Raw genomic sequence first — 17,530 nt, forward strand, 5'->3', positions numbered from 1 at the left:
TATGCGAATGGCACGTCTGACACGCTCCCGCTGGCTATGGCTGGCGGGAGCGCTTCTCATTTTATGGGGGCTTATTGTCATCGCCGACCGCCTGTGGCCGTTGCCTCTGAAAGAGGTTAACCCCGCGCGGGTGGTGGTGGATGAGAAGGGCACGCCGCTCTGGCGTTTTGCCGACAACGACGGGATCTGGCGTTATCCGGTTACGATTGAAGAGGTCTCTCCCCGCTATCTTGAGGCGCTGATCCAGTACGAAGATCGCTGGTTCTGGGATCATCCCGGCGTAAACCCGCTCTCTGTCCTGCGCGCCGCCTGGCAGGATCTCAGTTCCGGGAAGGTCGTCTCTGGCGGGAGTACGCTTACCATGCAGGTGGCGCGCCTGCTGGACCCGCATCCGCGCACCTTTGGTGGCAAAATTCGTCAGCTCTGGCGGGCGATGCAGCTGGAGTGGCATCTTTCTAAACGCGAGATTCTGACGCTCTATCTCAACCGTGCCCCCTTTGGCGGCACGCTGCAGGGCGTCGGAGCTGCAAGCTGGACCTATCTCGGTAAACCGCCGTCGCAGCTCAGCTATTCCGAAGCGGCGCTGCTGGCGGTACTGCCACAGGCACCCAGCCGCTTACGTCCGGACCGCTGGCCTGAACGGGCCGAAGCGGCGCGCAATAAAGTACTCGATCGTATGGAGACGCAAGGGGTCTGGTCTGCAAAGCAGGTCAACGAATCCCGCGAAGAATCGGTATGGCTGGCGCCCCGACAGATGCCGCAACTGGCACCGCTCTTTGCACGCATGATGCTCAGTAAAAGTCGCGACACTAAAATTGTCACTACGCTCGATGCCGGGCTGCAGCGGCAGCTGGAAGAGCTGGCAATGAACTGGAAATCCCGTCTGCCCGCACGCAGCTCGCTGGCGATGATCGTCGTGGATCATACCGATATGAAAGTACGCGGCTGGGTTGGATCGGTGGATATTAACGATGACGCGCGTTTTAGCCATGTCGATATGGTCAATGCGATCCGATCGCCGGGATCGGTGCTGAAACCGTTTATCTATGGCATGGCGCTCGACGATGGCCTGATCCATCCCGCCTCGTTGCTGCAGGATGTTCCAAGAAAAACCGGTGATTATCGGCCGGGGAATTTTGACAGCGGGTTCCATGGACCGGTCAGCATGAGTGAAGCGCTGGTACGCTCCCTCAACCTGCCAGCCGTACAAGTGCTGGAAGCCTACGGACCAAAACGTTTTGCCGGGATGCTGAGTAACGCAGGCCTGCCGCTGATCCTGCCTGCGGGGGCTCAGCCGAATCTCTCCCTGATCCTCGGCGGTGCAGGCGCGCGGCTGGCCGATATCGCCGCGGCCTACAGCGCCTTTGCCCGACACGGTAAAGCGGGAAGGCTGCGGTTACAGCCGGGTGATCCGCTGACTGAACGTCCGCTGTTGTCACAAGGCTCGGCGTGGATTATTCGCCGAATTCTGGCGAATGAGGCGCAGCCGCTGCCGGATAATGCGTTACCGCAAATCGCGCCGCTGGCGTGGAAAACCGGCACCAGCTACGGCTACCGTGATGCCTGGGCCATCGGTCTGAATGCCCGCTACGTGATAGGCATCTGGACCGGAAGACCGGACGGCACTCCCGTTGCGGGGCAGTTTGGTTTTGCCAGTGCGGTTCCGCTATTAAACCAGGTCAATAACCTGCTTCAGTCACGCTCAACGGTAGACGAAGCCCGCCTGCCGCGCGATCCGCGTCCGGCAAGCGTCGGGCGGGGCGTGATCTGCTGGCCTGGCGGCCAGTCGCTGCCGGAAGGCAGTGAAAACTGCCGACGCCGTCTGTCAACCTGGCTGCTTGAAGGGAGTGAACCGCCCACGCTGCTGTTGCCCGAACAGGAAGGCATTCGCGGCATTCGTTTCCCGGTCTGGCTGGATAAAACGGGCAAACGTGTGGCAGCAGATTGCCCCGATGCAACTGAAAAGATCCTTGATGTCTGGCCGCTGCCGCTGGAGCCGTGGCTGCCTGCCAATGAGCGTCGTGCGGTACGGGTCCCGCCTTCATCATCAAGCTGTCCTCCGCTCTCGCAGGACGCACCTGCGCCACTCATCCTGACCGGCGTGCGCGAAGGGGCCGTCATTAAACGTCTGCCGGGGGAATCCCGCGTTTCGCTGCCGCTTCAGGCGACAGGCAATAGCGGTGAGCGCTGGTGGTTTTTGAACGGAGAGCCTCTGGACGTGAAAGGAAGAGTTTACACATTACAGCTTGATAAATCGGGCGATTATCAGTTACTCGTTATGGATGAGACCGGGCAGGTTGCGACGGTGAATTTTACGTTGCAGTGACCTTAAAACAGCATTCAGATGTGAGCTGTTGCTAAAACTCGTCTTATTTTAAAAAAATGTTACCCGAATCCATAGGCAATGGCGCTATTGCTCATTATAATCCGCGCCACACCATACTCAGGTATGCAAAACAACAGAACATTGACAGAGGTTATCATGGCTATTGAACGTACTTTTTCCATCATCAAACCAAACGCGGTGGCAAAAAACGTTATTGGCAGCATCTTCGCTCGCTTTGAATCAGCAGGGTTCAAAATTGTTGGCACCAAAATGCTGCACCTGACCGTTGAGCAGGCTCGTGGTTTCTACGCTGAGCACGAAGGTCGCCCATTCTTTGACGGCCTGGTTGAGTTCATGACCTCCGGTCCAATCGTTGTATCCGTACTGGAAGGCGAAAACGCAGTACAGCGTCACCGTGACCTGCTGGGTGCCACCAACCCGGATAACGCGCTGGCAGGTACTCTGCGCGCTGACTACGCTGACAGCTTCACCGAGAACGGGACTCACGGTTCTGACTCTGTTGAATCTGCTGCACGCGAAATCGCTTTCTTCTTCGCTGAAGGCGAAGTGTGTCCACGTACCCGTTAATCTAACGGTTTCGTTTACACATTATTTTCGTAAATGCCGCGTCCAGACGTGGCATCCCTGCGCCAGACTTTGTACAATGCAACGCCCCGGACGAGCAGACCGCTTTCCGGGGCGTTTCTATTCAACCCTCCATGGGCCATAACGTGTAACAACGAGGCCGGAAAAAATTATGTCTGAATTAGTGAATACCTCCGAAGTCGCCATTCCTGCGGTTCCCAATAAAAATGGAAAAATCAACCTGCTGGATCTGAACCGTCAGCAGATGCGCGAGTTCTTTAAAGAGATGGGCGAAAAGCCGTTTCGTGCCGATCAGGTCATGAAGTGGATGTACCATTACTGCAGCGACAATTTTGATGACATGACTGACATCAACAAGGTCCTGCGCAATAAGCTCAAAGAAGTAGCTGAAATCCGCGCACCGGAAGTGGTGGAAGAGCAGCGCTCGGCCGATGGCACCATCAAATGGGCGATTGCGGTCGGCGATCAGCGCGTTGAAACCGTCTACATCCCGGAAGAAGACCGTGCCACGCTCTGCGTCTCTTCTCAGGTGGGCTGTGCGCTGGAGTGCAAATTCTGTTCAACTGCGCAGCAAGGCTTTAACCGTAACCTGCGCGTATCAGAAATTATCGGCCAGGTCTGGCGTGCCGCGAAAATCGTGGGTGCGGCAAAAGTGACCGGTACGCGTCCCATCACCAACGTGGTAATGATGGGAATGGGTGAGCCACTGCTGAATCTGACCAACGTTGTTCCGGCGATGGAAATCATGCTGGATGACTTCGGTTTTGGTCTGTCCAAGCGCCGTGTGACGCTCTCTACCTCAGGCGTTGTGCCTGCGCTGGACAAGCTCGGCGATATGATTGACGTTGCGCTGGCGATCTCCCTGCACGCGCCAAACGATGAAATTCGTGACGAAATTGTACCGATCAACAAAAAGTACAATATCGAAACCTTCCTCGCTGCCGTGCGTCGCTATCTGGAAAAATCCAACGCTAACCAGGGCCGCGTAACCATCGAATACGTGATGCTTGATCACGTCAACGACGGTACCGAACATGCGCATCAGCTGGCTGAGTTGCTGAAAGATACACCATGCAAAATCAACCTGATTCCATGGAACCCGTTCCCGGGCGCGCCGTATGGCCGTAGCTCGAACAGCCGTATCGATCGCTTCTCCAAGGTGCTGATGGAGTATGGTTTCACCACCATCGTGCGTAAAACCCGTGGTGATGACATTGATGCCGCATGCGGACAGCTGGCAGGTGATGTGATTGACCGTACGAAGCGTACCCTGCGTAAACGCATGCAGGGCGAGACAATCGCGGTTAAAGCTGTTTGATTATTATGCACTCACGGCGCATTATCTGCGCCGTGAAGCATAATCTTACTGAATAACCAGTCACATTCGTGATGACTGATCAATAATTACGGTGCGTTTCATCCGACTTTCGGGCAGTATGTAACGACGTAACAACAGTTTAGCCGTACGGGCAGGGCTGTACTGTCATCTCCGGGCTGACAGTCTTATACTGTCTGTTCAAGGTTAACTGACCAGAAGTTTCGCGGTGCGGGTGGCATTGTGACTCACCGGCACCTGAACCCTTATTTTTCACGTACCAGTAGTTGTAGCGAATGAATACTGAAGCCACTCACGACCAAAATGAAGCACTCTCCACTGGCGTTCGTCTTCGCAACGCCCGTGAACAACTCGGACTCAGCCAGCAAGCCGTTGCGGAACGCTTGTGCCTGAAGGTTTCCACGGTTCGCGATATTGAAGAAGATAAGGCACCCGCCGATCTGGCTTCAACTTTCCTGCGCGGTTATATCCGCTCTTACGCAAAACTGGTGCACATCCCCGAAAACGAATTACTGCCAATGATGGAGAAGCAGGCCCCGGTCCGTGCAGCAAAAGTTGCGCCGATGCAGACCTTCTCCCTGGGAAAACGTCGTAAAAAACGTGATGGCTGGCTGATGAGCTTTACCTGGCTGGTGCTGTTTGTGGTGATCGGTCTGACCGGTGCATGGTGGTGGCAAAACCACAAGGCGCAGCAGGAAGAGATCACCACGATGGCCGATCAATCCTCCGCCGAACTTAACCAGGCCGGAAGCGATAACGCCCAGAGCGTGCCGTTGAATACCGACGGTGCGGCCACCTCCAGCGAGCCACAGACTGCAGCGACAGGGGCTCCGGCGACCAGCCCTACGCAGGCTCCGGCAGCAACGGCTAACACCGCTGCGCCGCAGGCTCAGGATCAAAACGCAGTGGTTTCTCCCTCTCAGGCAAATGTGGATACTGCGGCGAGCGCGCCTGCGGCTACGCAGACTGCAGACAATACTGCAGCATCTCTGCCAACCAGCCCGGCGGGTACTGCCACCGCAGCCGATCCAAACGCACTGGTAATGAACTTCAGCGCCGATTGCTGGCTGGAAGTCACTGACGCGACAGGTAAAAAACTGTTCAGCGGTCTGCAGCGTAAAGATGGCACGTTAAACCTAACCGGCCAGGCTCCTTATAAACTTAAAATCGGCGCTCCGGCAGCGGTACAGATCCAGTATCAAGGAAAACCTGTCGACCTGAGCCGCTTTATCAGAACTAACCAGGTTGCACGTCTTACCGTTAATGCCGAACAATCAGCAGCACAGTAACAGACGGGCAACGCGGGAGATTTTTCATGCATAACCAGGCTCCGATTCAACGTAGAAAATCGAAACGGATTTACGTTGGGAATGTGCCAGTCGGCGATGGGGCACCTATCGCCGTTCAGTCGATGACCAACACGCGCACCACGGATGTGGAAGCGACGGTCAATCAAATCAAAGCATTAGAGCGAGTAGGCGCGGACATCGTTCGCGTCTCCGTCCCTACCATGGACGCCGCTGAGGCGTTCAAACTGATCAAACAGCAGGTCAGCGTTCCCCTGGTCGCGGATATCCACTTCGACTACCGCATCGCACTGAAAGTGGCTGAATACGGCGTCGACTGCCTGCGCATTAACCCGGGTAACATCGGTAACGAAGAGCGTATCCGCATGGTAGTGGACTGCGCCCGCGATAAAAATATTCCTATCCGCATCGGCGTCAACGCCGGTTCCCTGGAAAAAGATCTGCAGGAAAAATACGGTGAACCTACGCCGCAGGCGCTGCTTGAATCCGCGATGCGCCACGTTGATCATCTCGATCGTCTCAACTTCGATCAGTTCAAAGTCAGCGTAAAAGCGTCCGACGTTTTCCTTGCGGTGGAATCTTACCGCCTGCTGGCAAAACAGATCGACCAGCCTCTGCACCTCGGCATCACCGAAGCGGGCGGCCTGCGCAGCGGTTCCGTAAAATCTGCGATCGGTCTGGGGCTGCTGCTCTCTGAAGGGATCGGTGACACCCTGCGCGTCTCGCTGGCGGCCGATCCGGTTGAAGAGATCAAAGTCGGTTTCGATATCCTGAAATCACTGCGTATTCGTGCGCGTGGGATCAACTTCATTGCCTGCCCAACCTGTTCACGTCAGGAGTTCGATGTGATCGGTACGGTGAATGCCCTGGAGCAACGTCTGGAAGACATTATCACCCCGATGGACGTCTCCATCATCGGTTGTGTGGTGAATGGCCCGGGTGAAGCGCTGGTGTCAACCCTGGGTGTCACCGGCGGTAACAAGAAAAGTGGTCTCTATGAAGATGGCGTTCGTAAAGATCGTCTGGATAATAGCGACATGATCGACCAGCTTGAAGCCCGCATCCGTGCCAAAGCCGCCATGATGGACGAGACACAGCGTATCAGCGTTCAGCAGGTTGAAAAATAACGTGATGGGAAGCCGCGAGCTTCCCATGTATGATTGAACCCATTCTTTGGGTTTTTTTTGTATATAGAAAGAGAATAAACGTGGCAAAAAACATTCAAGCCATCCGCGGCATGAACGATTATCTGCCTGGCGAAACCGCCATCTGGCAGCGCATTGAAGGCACACTGAAGCAGGTGCTCGGCAGCTACGGTTACAGCGAAATCCGTTTGCCGATTGTAGAGCAGACCCCGTTATTCAAACGCGCGATCGGTGAAGTCACCGACGTGGTTGAAAAAGAGATGTACACCTTTGAGGACCGCAACGGCGACAGCCTGACCCTGCGTCCGGAAGGTACGGCGGGCTGCGTACGCGCCGGCATCGAACATGGTCTTCTGTACAATCAGGAGCAGCGCCTGTGGTATATCGGCCCGATGTTCCGCCACGAACGTCCTCAGAAAGGTCGTTATCGCCAGTTCAATCAGCTGGGTGTGGAAGTCTTTGGGCTGCAGGGTCCGGACATCGACGCTGAACTCATTATGCTGACGGCCCGCTGGTGGCGCGCGCTCGGTATCGCCGATCACGTTTCCCTCGAGCTGAACTCTATCGGTTCTCTGGAAGCACGCGCTAACTACCGCGATGCGCTGGTGGCGTTCCTGGAACAGCATAAAGAGAAGCTGGACGAAGACTGCAAACGTCGCATGTACAGTAACCCGCTGCGCGTTCTGGATTCCAAAAATCCAGATGTTCAGGCTCTGTTGAACGATGCGCCTGCGCTGGGTGACTACCTGGACGAAGAATCTCGCGAACACTTCGCGGGTCTCTGCAAACTGCTTGAAGCGGCTGGCATCGCTTACACCGTGAACCAGCGTCTGGTGCGCGGTCTGGATTACTACAACCGTACCGTGTTTGAGTGGGTGACCACCAGCCTCGGTTCTCAGGGCACCGTGTGTGCGGGCGGCCGTTATGACGGTCTGGTTGAGCAGCTTGGCGGTCGTGCAGCACCTGCTGTTGGCTTCGCGATGGGTCTTGAGCGACTTGTTTTGCTGGTTCAGGCAGTTAATCCGGAATTTAAAGCAGATTCCGTTGTCGATATATACCTGGTGGCCTCAGGCGCGGAAACGCAGTCTGCGGCGATGCAGCTTGCCGAACGCGTGCGCGATGCGCTGCCGGAGGTGAAGCTGATGACCAACCATGGCGGCGGCAACTTCAAAAAACAGTTTGCTCGTGCCGATAAGTGGGGCGCAAGTATTGCACTGGTGCTGGGTGAGTCCGAAGTGGCTAACGGCGAAGTGGTGGTCAAGGACCTGCGCTCTGGTGAGCAGACAACGGTAACGCAGGACGGCGTTGCGGCGCACTTGCGCACTCTATTGGGCTAAGGAGAAGGACTGCGTGGAAATTTACGAGAACGAACACGATCAGGTCGACGCGATTAAGCGCTTCTTTGTCGAAAACGGCAAAGCGCTGGTTGTTGGGGTTATTTTAGGTATTGGTGCGCTGTTGGGCTGGCGTTACTGGAACAGTCATCAGGCGGATTCCGCGCGCGGCGCGTCCCTGTCCTATGAAAATACCATTAGCGCAATTCATGCCGATCAGCCACAAACGCTGACTGCGGCAGAAAAATTTGCAGCTGACAACAAAAACACCTACGGTGCACTGGCTGCGCTGGAAGTGGCTCAACAGTACGTTGATAAAAACGAACTGGATAAAGCCGTAGCCCTGCTGTCTCAAGGCCTTGCTGCGGCCAGCGATGAAAACCTGAAAGCGGTGATCAATCTGCGCCTGGCTCGTATTCAGGTTCAGCAGAAAAAAGCTGACGATGCGCTGAAAACGCTCGATACCATCAAAGGCGAAGGTTTTGCTGCCATCGTTGCCGATTTGCGCGGTGAAGCACTGCTGAGCAAAGGTGACAAAGCGGGCGCGCGTAAAGCGTGGCAAGCTGGCGTAGAGAGCAAAGCGTCACCTGCGCTGAGCGAAATGATGCAGATGAAAATAAATAATTTGTCCGTCTGAGAGGGACCCGATGCAATTGCGTAAATTACTTCTGCCAGGACTGCTTTCTGTTACGTTATTGAGTGGTTGTTCACTGTTCAGTGGCGAAGAAGACGTTGTAAAAATGTCCCCACTGCCGACGGTTGAAAACCAGTTTACTCCCTCCACCGCATGGAGCACCTCCGTGGGCGATGGGATTGGTGATTTCTATTCCAACCTTCATCCGGCCTTTGCCGACAGCGTAATCTATGCGGCTGACCGCAAAGGTACCGTGAAAGCGGTGAACGCCGATGACGGAAAAGAAGTGTGGTCTGTTAACCTGGCGGAAAAAGACGGCTGGTTCTCCCGTAAACCTGCACTGCTTTCTGGCGGCCTGACCGTTGCCGGCGGCCACGTTTACGTGGGTAGCGAAAAAGCACAGGTTTATGCGCTGAACAGCAGCGACGGTTCCATTGCCTGGCAAACGACCGTGGCGGGTGAATCCCTGTCTCGTCCGGTGGTGAGCGACGGCCTGGTGCTGATCCATACCAGCAACGGCCAGCTGCAGGCGCTGAACGAAGCGGACGGTCTGGTGAAATGGACCGTTAACCTGGATATGCCTGCGCTCTCTCTGCGCGGTGAATCCGCGCCGGCTACCGCATTTGGTGCCGCTATTGTGGGCGGTGACAACGGTCGCGTGAGTGCAGTGCTGATGCAGCAGGGCCAGATGATCTGGCAGCAGCGTATCTCCCAGGCCACTGGCTCTACAGAGATTGACCGTCTGAGCGACGTGGACACAACGCCGGTTATCGTTAACGGTGTGGTTTACACGCTGGCCTATAACGGCAACCTGACCGCGCTGGATCTGCGCAGCGGCCAGATCATGTGGAAACGTGAGCTGGGCTCTGTGAATGATTTCATCGTTGAGGGTAACCGCATCTATATGGTTGACCAGAACGATCGTCTACTGGCGCTGAGCACTGAAGGCGGCGTGACGCTGTGGACGCAAAGCGATCTGCTGCACCGTCTGCTGACCTCGCCAGCGCTATACAACGGTAGCCTGGTAGTTGGTGACAGCGAAGGGTATATGCACTGGATCGATCCGGATAACGGCCGCTTTGTTGCACAGCAAAAAGTCGACAGCTCCGGTTTCCTGACCGACCCGGTTGTGGCCGACGGCAAACTGCTGATTCAGGCAAAAGACGGCACGCTGTACGCGATCACGCGTTAATTACCCGGCGGTTGTAGTATACTAAACGGCTCCTGTTCACTCAGGAGCCGTTTTGACATTTTTAAAAACGCCGCAAAAGCGACGTTATTTTGAATTTTATGAGGCTTCAAACATGGTACCTGTGGTCGCGCTTGTCGGGCGCCCTAACGTTGGAAAATCCACTCTTTTTAACCGTTTAACACGCACCCGTGATGCGCTGGTTGCGGATTTCCCGGGGCTGACGCGTGACCGTAAGTACGGTCGTGCAGAAGTAGAAGGACGCGAGTTCATCTGTATTGATACCGGTGGTATTGACGGCACGGAAGATGGTGTTGAAACCCGCATGGCGGAACAGTCGCTGCTGGCGATTGAAGAAGCCGACGTGGTGTTGTTCATGGTTGATGCGCGCGCTGGCCTGATGCCGGCGGACTCCGCTATCGCTAAACACCTGCGTTCGCGTGAAAAACCGACCTTCCTGGTGGCGAACAAAACTGACGGTATCGATGCCGATCAGGCCGTTGCGGACTTCTGGTCTTTAGGCCTGGGTGAAATCTACCCGATTGCGGCATCGCACGGCCGCGGCGTAACCAGCCTGCTGGAAACCGTTCTGCTGCCGTGGGTTGACGAAGTTAACCCGCCAGAAGAAGTAGACGAAGACGCTGAATACTGGGCGCAGTTCGAAGACGGAGAAGAGGGCGAAGAAGAGCCTGAAGACGACTTCAACCCGCAGGATCTGCCGATCAAGCTGGCTATCGTGGGTCGTCCAAACGTAGGTAAGTCTACACTTACTAACCGTATTCTGGGTGAAGAGCGCGTGGTCGTTTACGACATGCCGGGCACCACCCGTGACAGCATCTACATCCCAATGCAGCGCGATGAGCGTGAGTATGTCCTCATCGACACCGCCGGGGTACGTAAGCGCGGGAAAATCACCGATGTGGTGGAAAAATTCTCCGTTATCAAAACCCTGCAGGCAATTGAAGATGCCAACGTGGTGCTGCTGGTTATTGATGCGCGTGAAGGCATTTCCGATCAGGACCTCTCTCTGCTCGGCTTTATCCTCAATAGTGGGCGCTCACTGGTTATCGTGGTCAACAAATGGGATGGCCTGAGCAATGAAGTGCGTGAGCAGGTGAAAGAGACCCTCGACTTCCGTCTGGGCTTTATCGACTTTGCTCGCGTGCACTTTATCTCTGCGCTGCACGGCAGCGGTGTCGGCAACCTGTTCGAATCCGTGCGTGAAGCGTATGACAGCTCCACCCGTCGTCAGAGCACCGCCATGCTGACCCGTATCATGAATATGGCTGCGGAAGACCATCAGCCGCCGCTGGTGCGCGGCCGTCGCGTGAAGCTGAAATATGCCCACGCCGGTGGTTATAACCCGCCAATCGTGGTGATTCACGGCAACCAGGTGAAAGACCTGCCGGATTCCTACAAGCGCTATCTGATGAACTACTTCCGTAAATCGCTGGACGTGATGGGCACGCCTATCCGTATCCAGTTCAAGGAAGGGGAAAACCCGTTCGCTAACAAGCGCAACACCCTGACACCAAACCAAATGCGTAAGCGTAAGCGCTTGATTAAGCACATTAAGAAAAGCAAATAATCTTTGCCGAACTTACGAAGGCCCGCGTATATCGCGGGCTTTTTTTTGCCCAATCATACCGCCGGTTTTCTCTGTGTGAAGTCAATCACTATTCACTTTTAACCATGTTTAAATCTAAGAAAGTAGACAATCGTCGAATTTTCATCTTAAAGTCCAGGGTGCGGTACTAGACAAAACTAGCGCCTGGTTATCAAATGGTTAACTAACTTTTCGCCGCAAGTAAAAAATCGGCCAGTTACGTATCTGGCCGGCGTACTTGCTGGTGTTTACAAGCACGACGACATACCTTTCGGGAGAATTATGCAATCCTCTGTTAATCAAAAAGAGAGCCGAACGTTCTTCGGCCATCCGTATCCACTCGGTTCACTGTTCTTCACCGAGATGTGGGAGCGTTTCTCGTTTTACGGCATTCGCCCGTTACTGATCCTGTTTATGGCCGCCACCGTCTATGACGGCGGGATGGGCCTGGCGCGTGAAAACGCCTCGGCGATTGTCGGTATCTTTGCCGGTACCATGTACCTGGCCGCACTGCCGGGTGGCTGGCTGGCCGATAACTGGCTCGGCCAGCAGAGAGCCGTCTGGTACGGTTCAATACTGATTGCGCTCGGTCACCTGTCGATTGCGCTCTCTGCGGTGATGGGGAACAACCTGTTCTTTATCGGCCTCATGTTCATCGTGCTCGGCTCCGGGCTGTTCAAAACCTGTATTTCGGTCATGGTCGGCACCTTGTATAAAAAAGGCGATGCGCGTCGCGACGGCGGTTTCTCGCTGTTCTACATGGGCATCAACATGGGCTCGTTCATCGCTCCGCTGATTTCCGGCTGGCTGATTAAAACCCACGGCTGGCACTGGGGCTTTGGTATTGGCGGTATCGGGATGCTGGTGGCGCTGATTATCTTCCGCGTGTTTGCGGTTCCGGCGATGAAACGCTATGACGGTGAAGTCGGCCTGGACTCCACCTGGAACAGCCCGATCGTGAAACGTAACGGCGTGGGCGTCTGGCTGCTGGCGCTGGCGGCAGGCGTGGCAACGATCGTGACGCTGATTGCGCAGGGCGTGATTGTCATTAACCCGGTCGCGGTAGCCAGCGTGCTGGTCTACGTGATTGCGGCATCCGTTGCCCTCTACTTTATTTATCTGTTTGTTTTTGCGGGCCTGAACCGTAAAGAGCGTGCCAGGCTGCTGGTCTGCTTTATTCTGCTGATCTCGGCGGCGTTCTTCTGGTCCGCGTTTGAGCAGAAGCCCACCTCGTTCAACCTGTTTGCCAACGACTACACTAACCGCACGATCGGTGATTTCGAAATTCCGGCGGTGTGGTTCCAGTCGATCAACGCCCTGTTCATCATCCTGCTGGCACCGGTGTTTAGCTGGGCATGGCCGAAGCTTGCGAGCAAAAACATTCGTCCGAGCAGCATCACCAAGTTTGTTATCGGTATTCTGTGTGCTGCGGCGGGCTTTGGTCTGATGATGCTGGCGGCACAGAACGTGCTGAGCAACGGTGGTGCGGGCGTGTCGCCGTTCTGGCTGGTGGGCAGCATTCTGATGCTGACGCTGGGTGAGCTGTGCCTGAGCCCGATTGGTCTGGCGACCATGACGCTGCTGGCGCCGGAGAGAATGCGCGGTCAGATGATGGGGCTGTGGTTCTGTGCGAGTGCGCTGGGTAACCTGGCGGCGGGCCTGATTGGCGGCCACGTGAAGGCCGACCAGCTGGATATGCTGCCGGATCTCTTTGCGCGCTGCTCCATCGCGCTGCTGATTTGTGCCGCGGTACTGATCGTCCTCATTGTTCCGGTGCGCCGCATGCTGGAAAATGCGCAAACTAAGCCGGCTGCTAACGCCTCATAACACCTCAGCGTGCCGGGGCAGGTGTTATGCCCCGGCACTGTATTTCCTGAGGTGAAACTATGCAGTTAGGATTTGTAGGTCTGGGTGCGGTAGTGGAAACCGCGTATCTGCCCGCGTTGCGTAACCTTTTTGGTCACCCGGTTCGCTGTTTCGGGTTTGATGTTCTTCCCACAAAGCATCCTGAAGGCGTCACGCGCTGCGCGTCGCTTGCGGAGCTTCTTGCCGCACCGCTTGATACCCTGTTTATCACCACCGCTTCGCTGCACCACCTTGAGGTGCTGGAGCAGGCCATTGCCTCGCCCGTGCCACGCATTGTGGTTGAAAAACCGATTGTCGCCACGCTTTCTCAAATCGAAAAGCTCAACGCGCTGCTGGCCATGCCCGGTGTTGCACCCCGCGTGCTGGCGCTCGACCACTGGATGGCGCGTATCGACACGGTGAAGCGGTCGCTGGTGGGCAGCATATCTGACATCGTCAAAATCGACGGTTTTTTGCAGGAGCCGAGTGGATATAACGCCGCAGGAGAACCCATCGCGCTTAACTTTGCCACCGGCGAGCCGGATACCCGAACGCTTCGCCACCCTGATGGCGTAATTCTGGATATCGGTACGCACGTGCTGGCGATGCTGCGTGAAACGGTGCGTTATCTGGGCGGGAGTGATGATATGACCCTGCAGGTCGTCACGGCAAAAGACCGTCTGGGTCGCGCTATCACAAAAGGCGACCTGAACACGGCGGAAGGAGAGGCGCACCTTCAGGGACGTATCAGCGGCGTGCCGGTGGATATCTGGCTTAATAAATACGCGGGACCGGCTGGCGGGCAAAAGGGCTTACGCCTCTGCCTGCGCGACGGGCGCATCATCAGCCACGACCGGCGCGGCGCTGAAGATGTGCTGGAGCTGAACGATGGCGACACGCGTCAATGCTGGACAATTCCCGGCACGATCTACGCGCACTGCCTTGCAGAGCAGATTCTGGGCGTCAAAAGCCTTTTTGAGCGGGATCCGCAAGAGGTGAGCCGCACGACGCGCCGCAGAATAGCGGAAGTAGAACTGCTGCTGGCGTTACAGCAACAGCTGCGTGGCCCGCACTGAACGCGACGTGGTAAAATTAGCGCAGACCTCAACGCCTTGAAGGAGTCACCATGACGATTACCTGCCCGGATTGCCAGGCACCGCTCGAGCCTCAGAATGGGGTAGCGCACTGCGAGAGCTGTAATAAGGATATTGCGCTTGAAGCCCGCTGCCCGGAGTGTCATCAGCCACTCCAGGTATTAAAAGCCTGCGGGGCGGTGGACTATTTCTGCCAGAACGGCCACGGTCTTATCTCTAAAAAACGCGTGGAGTTTGTTCGGGCCGAAGGTTAATCGCACACGCATCCTTCGCCTTTCTTCCACAGCTCGACCAGCGACTCGGGCGCTTCCTGCTCCGGTACCAGCACGATGATATCGGTATAGTGCGCCTGATTTTGCCCGGTCCAGATAATCTGGATGCGGAAATAGCGCTGGTCACCGCTGCCGGGGGACGAGGCCTGTCCCGGCGGCTGGCCGCGCGGAAAGGCCTGTTCAAGGATGCTTACCAGCCGCTGGCGCTGGGCCTCATTGAGCGAGGACAGCGCGATGGTGCGCTGGCCGCTCAGCTTAGGAATAAAAGCGACGCCGCCTTCACGGGCCAGCTCAACCACGGCGTCATCCGTCAGTTCCGGAACCTGCATTTACAGCACTCCCACCTGTTCCCAGGCTTGTTTTATGGCCGCCCCAACGTCGCTGCCGGAGCGTTTCTCTCCGTGCGCTATCGTCAGTTTTGCAAAGGCCTCAAAATCCGCATCCTGCGCCAGATTGCGATCGCAAACCGTGTCGTACCAGGCATAACCCGCTTTTTCCCAGGCATAGCCGCCGATCGCCGTCGCCGCCAGATAAAATGCCCGGTTGGGGATGCCGGAGTTCAGGTGCACGCCGCCGTTATCCTCGCGCGTTTTAATGAAATCTTTCATGTGCGCGGGCTGCGGGTCTTTGCCGAGGAGCGGATCGTTGTAGGCAGTGCCCGGTTCAGACATCGAGCGCAGCCCTTTGCCGTTGATCCCTTTCGCCAGCAGCCCTTCGCCAATCAGCCAGTCAGCTTTATCGGCGGTTTGCTTCAGATGGTACTGTTTGACCAGCGAACCAAATACGTCCGACAGCGACTCGTTCAGCGCGCCCGACTGTTCAAAATAGATAAGCCCGGCTTCGGTCTCGGTGACGCCGTGGCTCAGCTCGTGCCCCACGACGTCAATGGCGATGGTAAAGCGGTTAAAGATTTCCCCGTCCCCATCGCCAAAGACCATCTGCTGGCCGTTCCAGAAGGCGTTCTGATATTCCCGGCCATAATGCACGGTGCCGGTCAGAATCAGGCCCTTATTGTCGAGCGAATCGCGCCGATACGCTTTCCAGAAGAAATCATGGGTGATACCCAAATAATCGTAGGCTTCATCCACCGCTATATCGCCGTTCGACGGCTGGCCTTCATAACGCACCTGCGTACCGGGCAGCTCCTGGGTCTGCTTCGCGTCGTAGATATCACGCTCCAGCTGTCCGGCTTTGCTCACGTGCGGCGCGGCGGGTTTGCCGGGCATGTGGGCCATCAGCGTCTGGACATGGGTCAAGGTCTGGCGGGCACAGCGCTGCTGCGGCTCTGAACCGCTTTCGATAATACGACGAAGAATATAAGGGGGAATGACACTGTAAAGATGGGACATGCTGCTCTCCTTAGTTCTGGCAAGGCCGAATAAAAGGGAATAGCAGCAGTATAGTTTCTAACCGACGAAGAATTATCCGGTTTTTCGCTGACGCGGCTTTTTCGCCGGTTTAATTGATTTCACTTCGCTTTCTACCCAGCCGTCCGACAGGCGGGTCGTCAGCACATCGCCGGCGTTCACCTGTTTGGTTTGCTTGAGCACTTTGCCGTCCGTCGCCGTCGTCACGCTATAGCCGCGCGCCAGCGTGGAGAGGGGGCTGACCGCTTCAAGATGGGTCACCGCATTGCCAAAACGTTCGCGGGTGGTGCTCAGACGCGCGCGGATAGTCTCCGCCAGACGATACTCCAGCTGCTGAATCCGCGTTTGTGCGCGATAAATTTTCGGCTGCGGGTTTTGCTGGTTAAGGCGCTGCGTCACGCGCTGCTGGCGCGAGACCGCGCGCTTAAGCTGACTATCCAGCGCAATGTTCATGCGCTGGCGCAGGCGCTCCAGTACGGTTTGTTGACGCGCCAGACGCAGCTGCGGGTGCTGCTGCTGAAGGCGATGATGAAGCTGGGTAAAGCGACGCGTACGGTTAGCGAGGAAGTAGTCCATCGCCATCTCAAGACGCTGCTGGCCGTTCTGAAGCTGACGCAGCAGCTCCAGCTGGTTGCGGCTCACCACTTCCGCCGCCGCAGACGGCGTAGGCGCGCGTAGATCCGCGACAAAATCCGCAATCGTTACGTCCGTTTCGTGGCCGACGGCGCTCACAACAGGGATTTGGCTTGCAAAGATTGCCCGCGCCACGCGCTCGTCGTTAAAGCTCCACAGGTCTTCCAGCGAGCCGCCACCGCGCCCAACGATTAATACGTCGCACTCCTGACGGGCGTTCGCCAGTTCAATGGCGCGCACAATCTGGCCCGGCGCATCGTCGCCCTGAACGGCGGTCGGATAAATGATGACGGGCAGGGAAGGGTCGCGACGTTTGAGCACGTGTAAAATATCGTGCAGGGCCGCACCGGTTTTCGAGGTAATCACCCCAACGCAGTGGGCAGGAGAGGGTAGCGGTTTTTTAAACTGCTGCTCGAACAGCCCCTCGGCAGAGAGCCTGGCTTTTAACTGTTCATACTTCTGCTGCAGCAGGCCTTCACCCGCGGGCTGCATGCTCTCGACGATAATTTGATAATCACCGCGCGGCTCGTACAGGGTGATATTGGCGCGTACCAGAACCTGCTGGCCGTGCTGAGGACGAAACGTCACGCGGCGGTTGCTGTTGCGGAACATCGCGCAGCGCACCTGGGCGGTATCGTCTTTTAAGGTAAAGTACCAGTGGCCGGAGGACGGCTGCGTGAAGTTTGAGATTTCACCGCTGATCCAGACCTGCCCCATTTCCTGCTCAAGCAGCAAACGCACCGTCTGATTCAGGCGGCTGACGGTATAAATTGAGGGGGATTGAGAGGATAACATGTGAGCGGGATCAAATTCTAAATCAGCAAGTTATTCAGTCG

The 17,530-nt window shown here is 56.3% G+C and carries 15 protein-coding genes; 12 read left to right on the plus strand and 3 right to left on the minus strand.

Annotated elements, in window-relative coordinates; translation table 11 throughout:
• Nucleotide 1: 1 nt before the first annotated feature.
• The 12 genes from pbpC (at nt 2) to PYW49_RS13105 (ending at nt 14,676) form a co-directional block, all read left to right on the plus strand.
• On the plus strand, nt 2–2,326 hold the full coding sequence (gene pbpC / locus PYW49_RS13050; protein ID WP_320386644.1) for a peptidoglycan glycosyltransferase PbpC: 2,325 nt from the start codon (nt 2–4) through the stop codon (nt 2,324–2,326).
• Nucleotides 2,327–2,482: 156 nt separating this feature from the next.
• On the plus strand, nt 2,483–2,914 hold the full coding sequence (gene ndk, locus PYW49_RS13055; RefSeq protein ID WP_003860625.1) for a nucleoside-diphosphate kinase: 432 nt from the start codon (nt 2,483–2,485) through the stop codon (nt 2,912–2,914).
• A 169-nt stretch (nt 2,915–3,083) separates the two neighbouring features.
• A complete protein-coding gene (locus PYW49_RS13060) occupies nt 3,084–4,250 on the plus strand; it encodes a bifunctional tRNA (adenosine(37)-C2)-methyltransferase TrmG/ribosomal RNA large subunit methyltransferase RlmN (protein ID WP_014171168.1) in 1,167 nt (388 codons plus the stop codon).
• Between the two features lie 293 nt (nt 4,251–4,543).
• The gene (rodZ, locus tag PYW49_RS13065; RefSeq protein WP_320386645.1) at nt 4,544–5,557 is read left to right on the plus strand and encodes a cytoskeleton protein RodZ; all 1,014 of its coding nucleotides are present in this window, start codon (nt 4,544–4,546) and stop codon (nt 5,555–5,557) included.
• Between the two features lie 26 nt (nt 5,558–5,583).
• Nucleotides 5,584–6,702 carry a flavodoxin-dependent (E)-4-hydroxy-3-methylbut-2-enyl-diphosphate synthase gene (ispG, locus tag PYW49_RS13070; protein WP_023337626.1) on the plus strand — a complete coding sequence of 373 codons (1,119 nt, stop codon included), beginning with the start codon at nt 5,584–5,586 and terminating at the stop codon, nt 6,700–6,702.
• 80 nt (nt 6,703–6,782) lie between these two features.
• Nucleotides 6,783–8,057, plus strand: a complete 1,275-nt coding sequence (hisS, locus tag PYW49_RS13075; protein WP_047346752.1) for a histidine--tRNA ligase — start codon at nt 6,783–6,785, stop codon at nt 8,055–8,057.
• Between the two features lie 13 nt (nt 8,058–8,070).
• Nucleotides 8,071–8,691 (plus strand): YfgM family protein, encoded by a 621-nt coding sequence (locus PYW49_RS13080; RefSeq protein WP_134347637.1) that lies wholly within the window; start codon nt 8,071–8,073, stop codon nt 8,689–8,691.
• Between the two features lie 10 nt (nt 8,692–8,701).
• Nucleotides 8,702–9,880 (plus strand): outer membrane protein assembly factor BamB, encoded by a 1,179-nt coding sequence (gene bamB / locus PYW49_RS13085; RefSeq protein ID WP_134347638.1) that lies wholly within the window; start codon nt 8,702–8,704, stop codon nt 9,878–9,880.
• A 112-nt stretch (nt 9,881–9,992) separates the two neighbouring features.
• A complete protein-coding gene (gene der / locus PYW49_RS13090) occupies nt 9,993–11,465 on the plus strand; it encodes a ribosome biogenesis GTPase Der (RefSeq protein WP_023308811.1) in 1,473 nt (490 codons plus the stop codon).
• A gap of 300 nt (nt 11,466–11,765) precedes the next feature.
• Nucleotides 11,766–13,310 carry a peptide MFS transporter gene (locus tag PYW49_RS13095; protein ID WP_134347639.1) on the plus strand — a complete coding sequence of 515 codons (1,545 nt, stop codon included), beginning with the start codon at nt 11,766–11,768 and terminating at the stop codon, nt 13,308–13,310.
• Nucleotides 13,311–13,369: 59 nt separating this feature from the next.
• Nucleotides 13,370–14,404: a Gfo/Idh/MocA family oxidoreductase gene (locus PYW49_RS13100; protein ID WP_320386647.1), complete on the plus strand. Its 1,035-nt coding sequence runs from the start codon at nt 13,370–13,372 to the stop codon at nt 14,402–14,404.
• Between the two features lie 50 nt (nt 14,405–14,454).
• Nucleotides 14,455–14,676: a zinc ribbon domain-containing protein gene (locus tag PYW49_RS13105; RefSeq protein ID WP_025912814.1), complete on the plus strand. Its 222-nt coding sequence runs from the start codon at nt 14,455–14,457 to the stop codon at nt 14,674–14,676.
• Here the strand turns inward: PYW49_RS13105 and PYW49_RS13110 are convergent.
• The 3 genes from PYW49_RS13110 to xseA form a co-directional block, all read right to left on the minus strand.
• Nucleotides 14,673–15,023 carry a protealysin inhibitor emfourin gene (locus PYW49_RS13110; protein ID WP_025757698.1) on the minus strand — a complete coding sequence of 117 codons (351 nt, stop codon included), beginning with the start codon at nt 15,021–15,023 and terminating at the stop codon, nt 14,673–14,675. The two genes, PYW49_RS13105 and PYW49_RS13110, sit on opposite strands and share 4 nt — an antisense overlap.
• A complete protein-coding gene (locus PYW49_RS13115; protein ID WP_320386648.1) occupies nt 15,024–16,043 on the minus strand; it encodes a M4 family metallopeptidase in 1,020 nt (339 codons plus the stop codon). It abuts the gene before it with no gap.
• 72 nt (nt 16,044–16,115) lie between these two features.
• Nucleotides 16,116–17,489: an exodeoxyribonuclease VII large subunit gene (xseA, locus tag PYW49_RS13120; RefSeq protein ID WP_320386649.1), complete on the minus strand. Its 1,374-nt coding sequence runs from the start codon at nt 17,487–17,489 to the stop codon at nt 16,116–16,118.
• Between the last annotated feature and the right edge of the window lie 41 nt (nt 17,490–17,530).

This window comes from Enterobacter chinensis, from assembly GCF_034008295.1.
In the GTDB taxonomy this organism is placed as follows: Bacteria; Pseudomonadota; Gammaproteobacteria; order Enterobacterales; family Enterobacteriaceae; genus Enterobacter; species Enterobacter chinensis.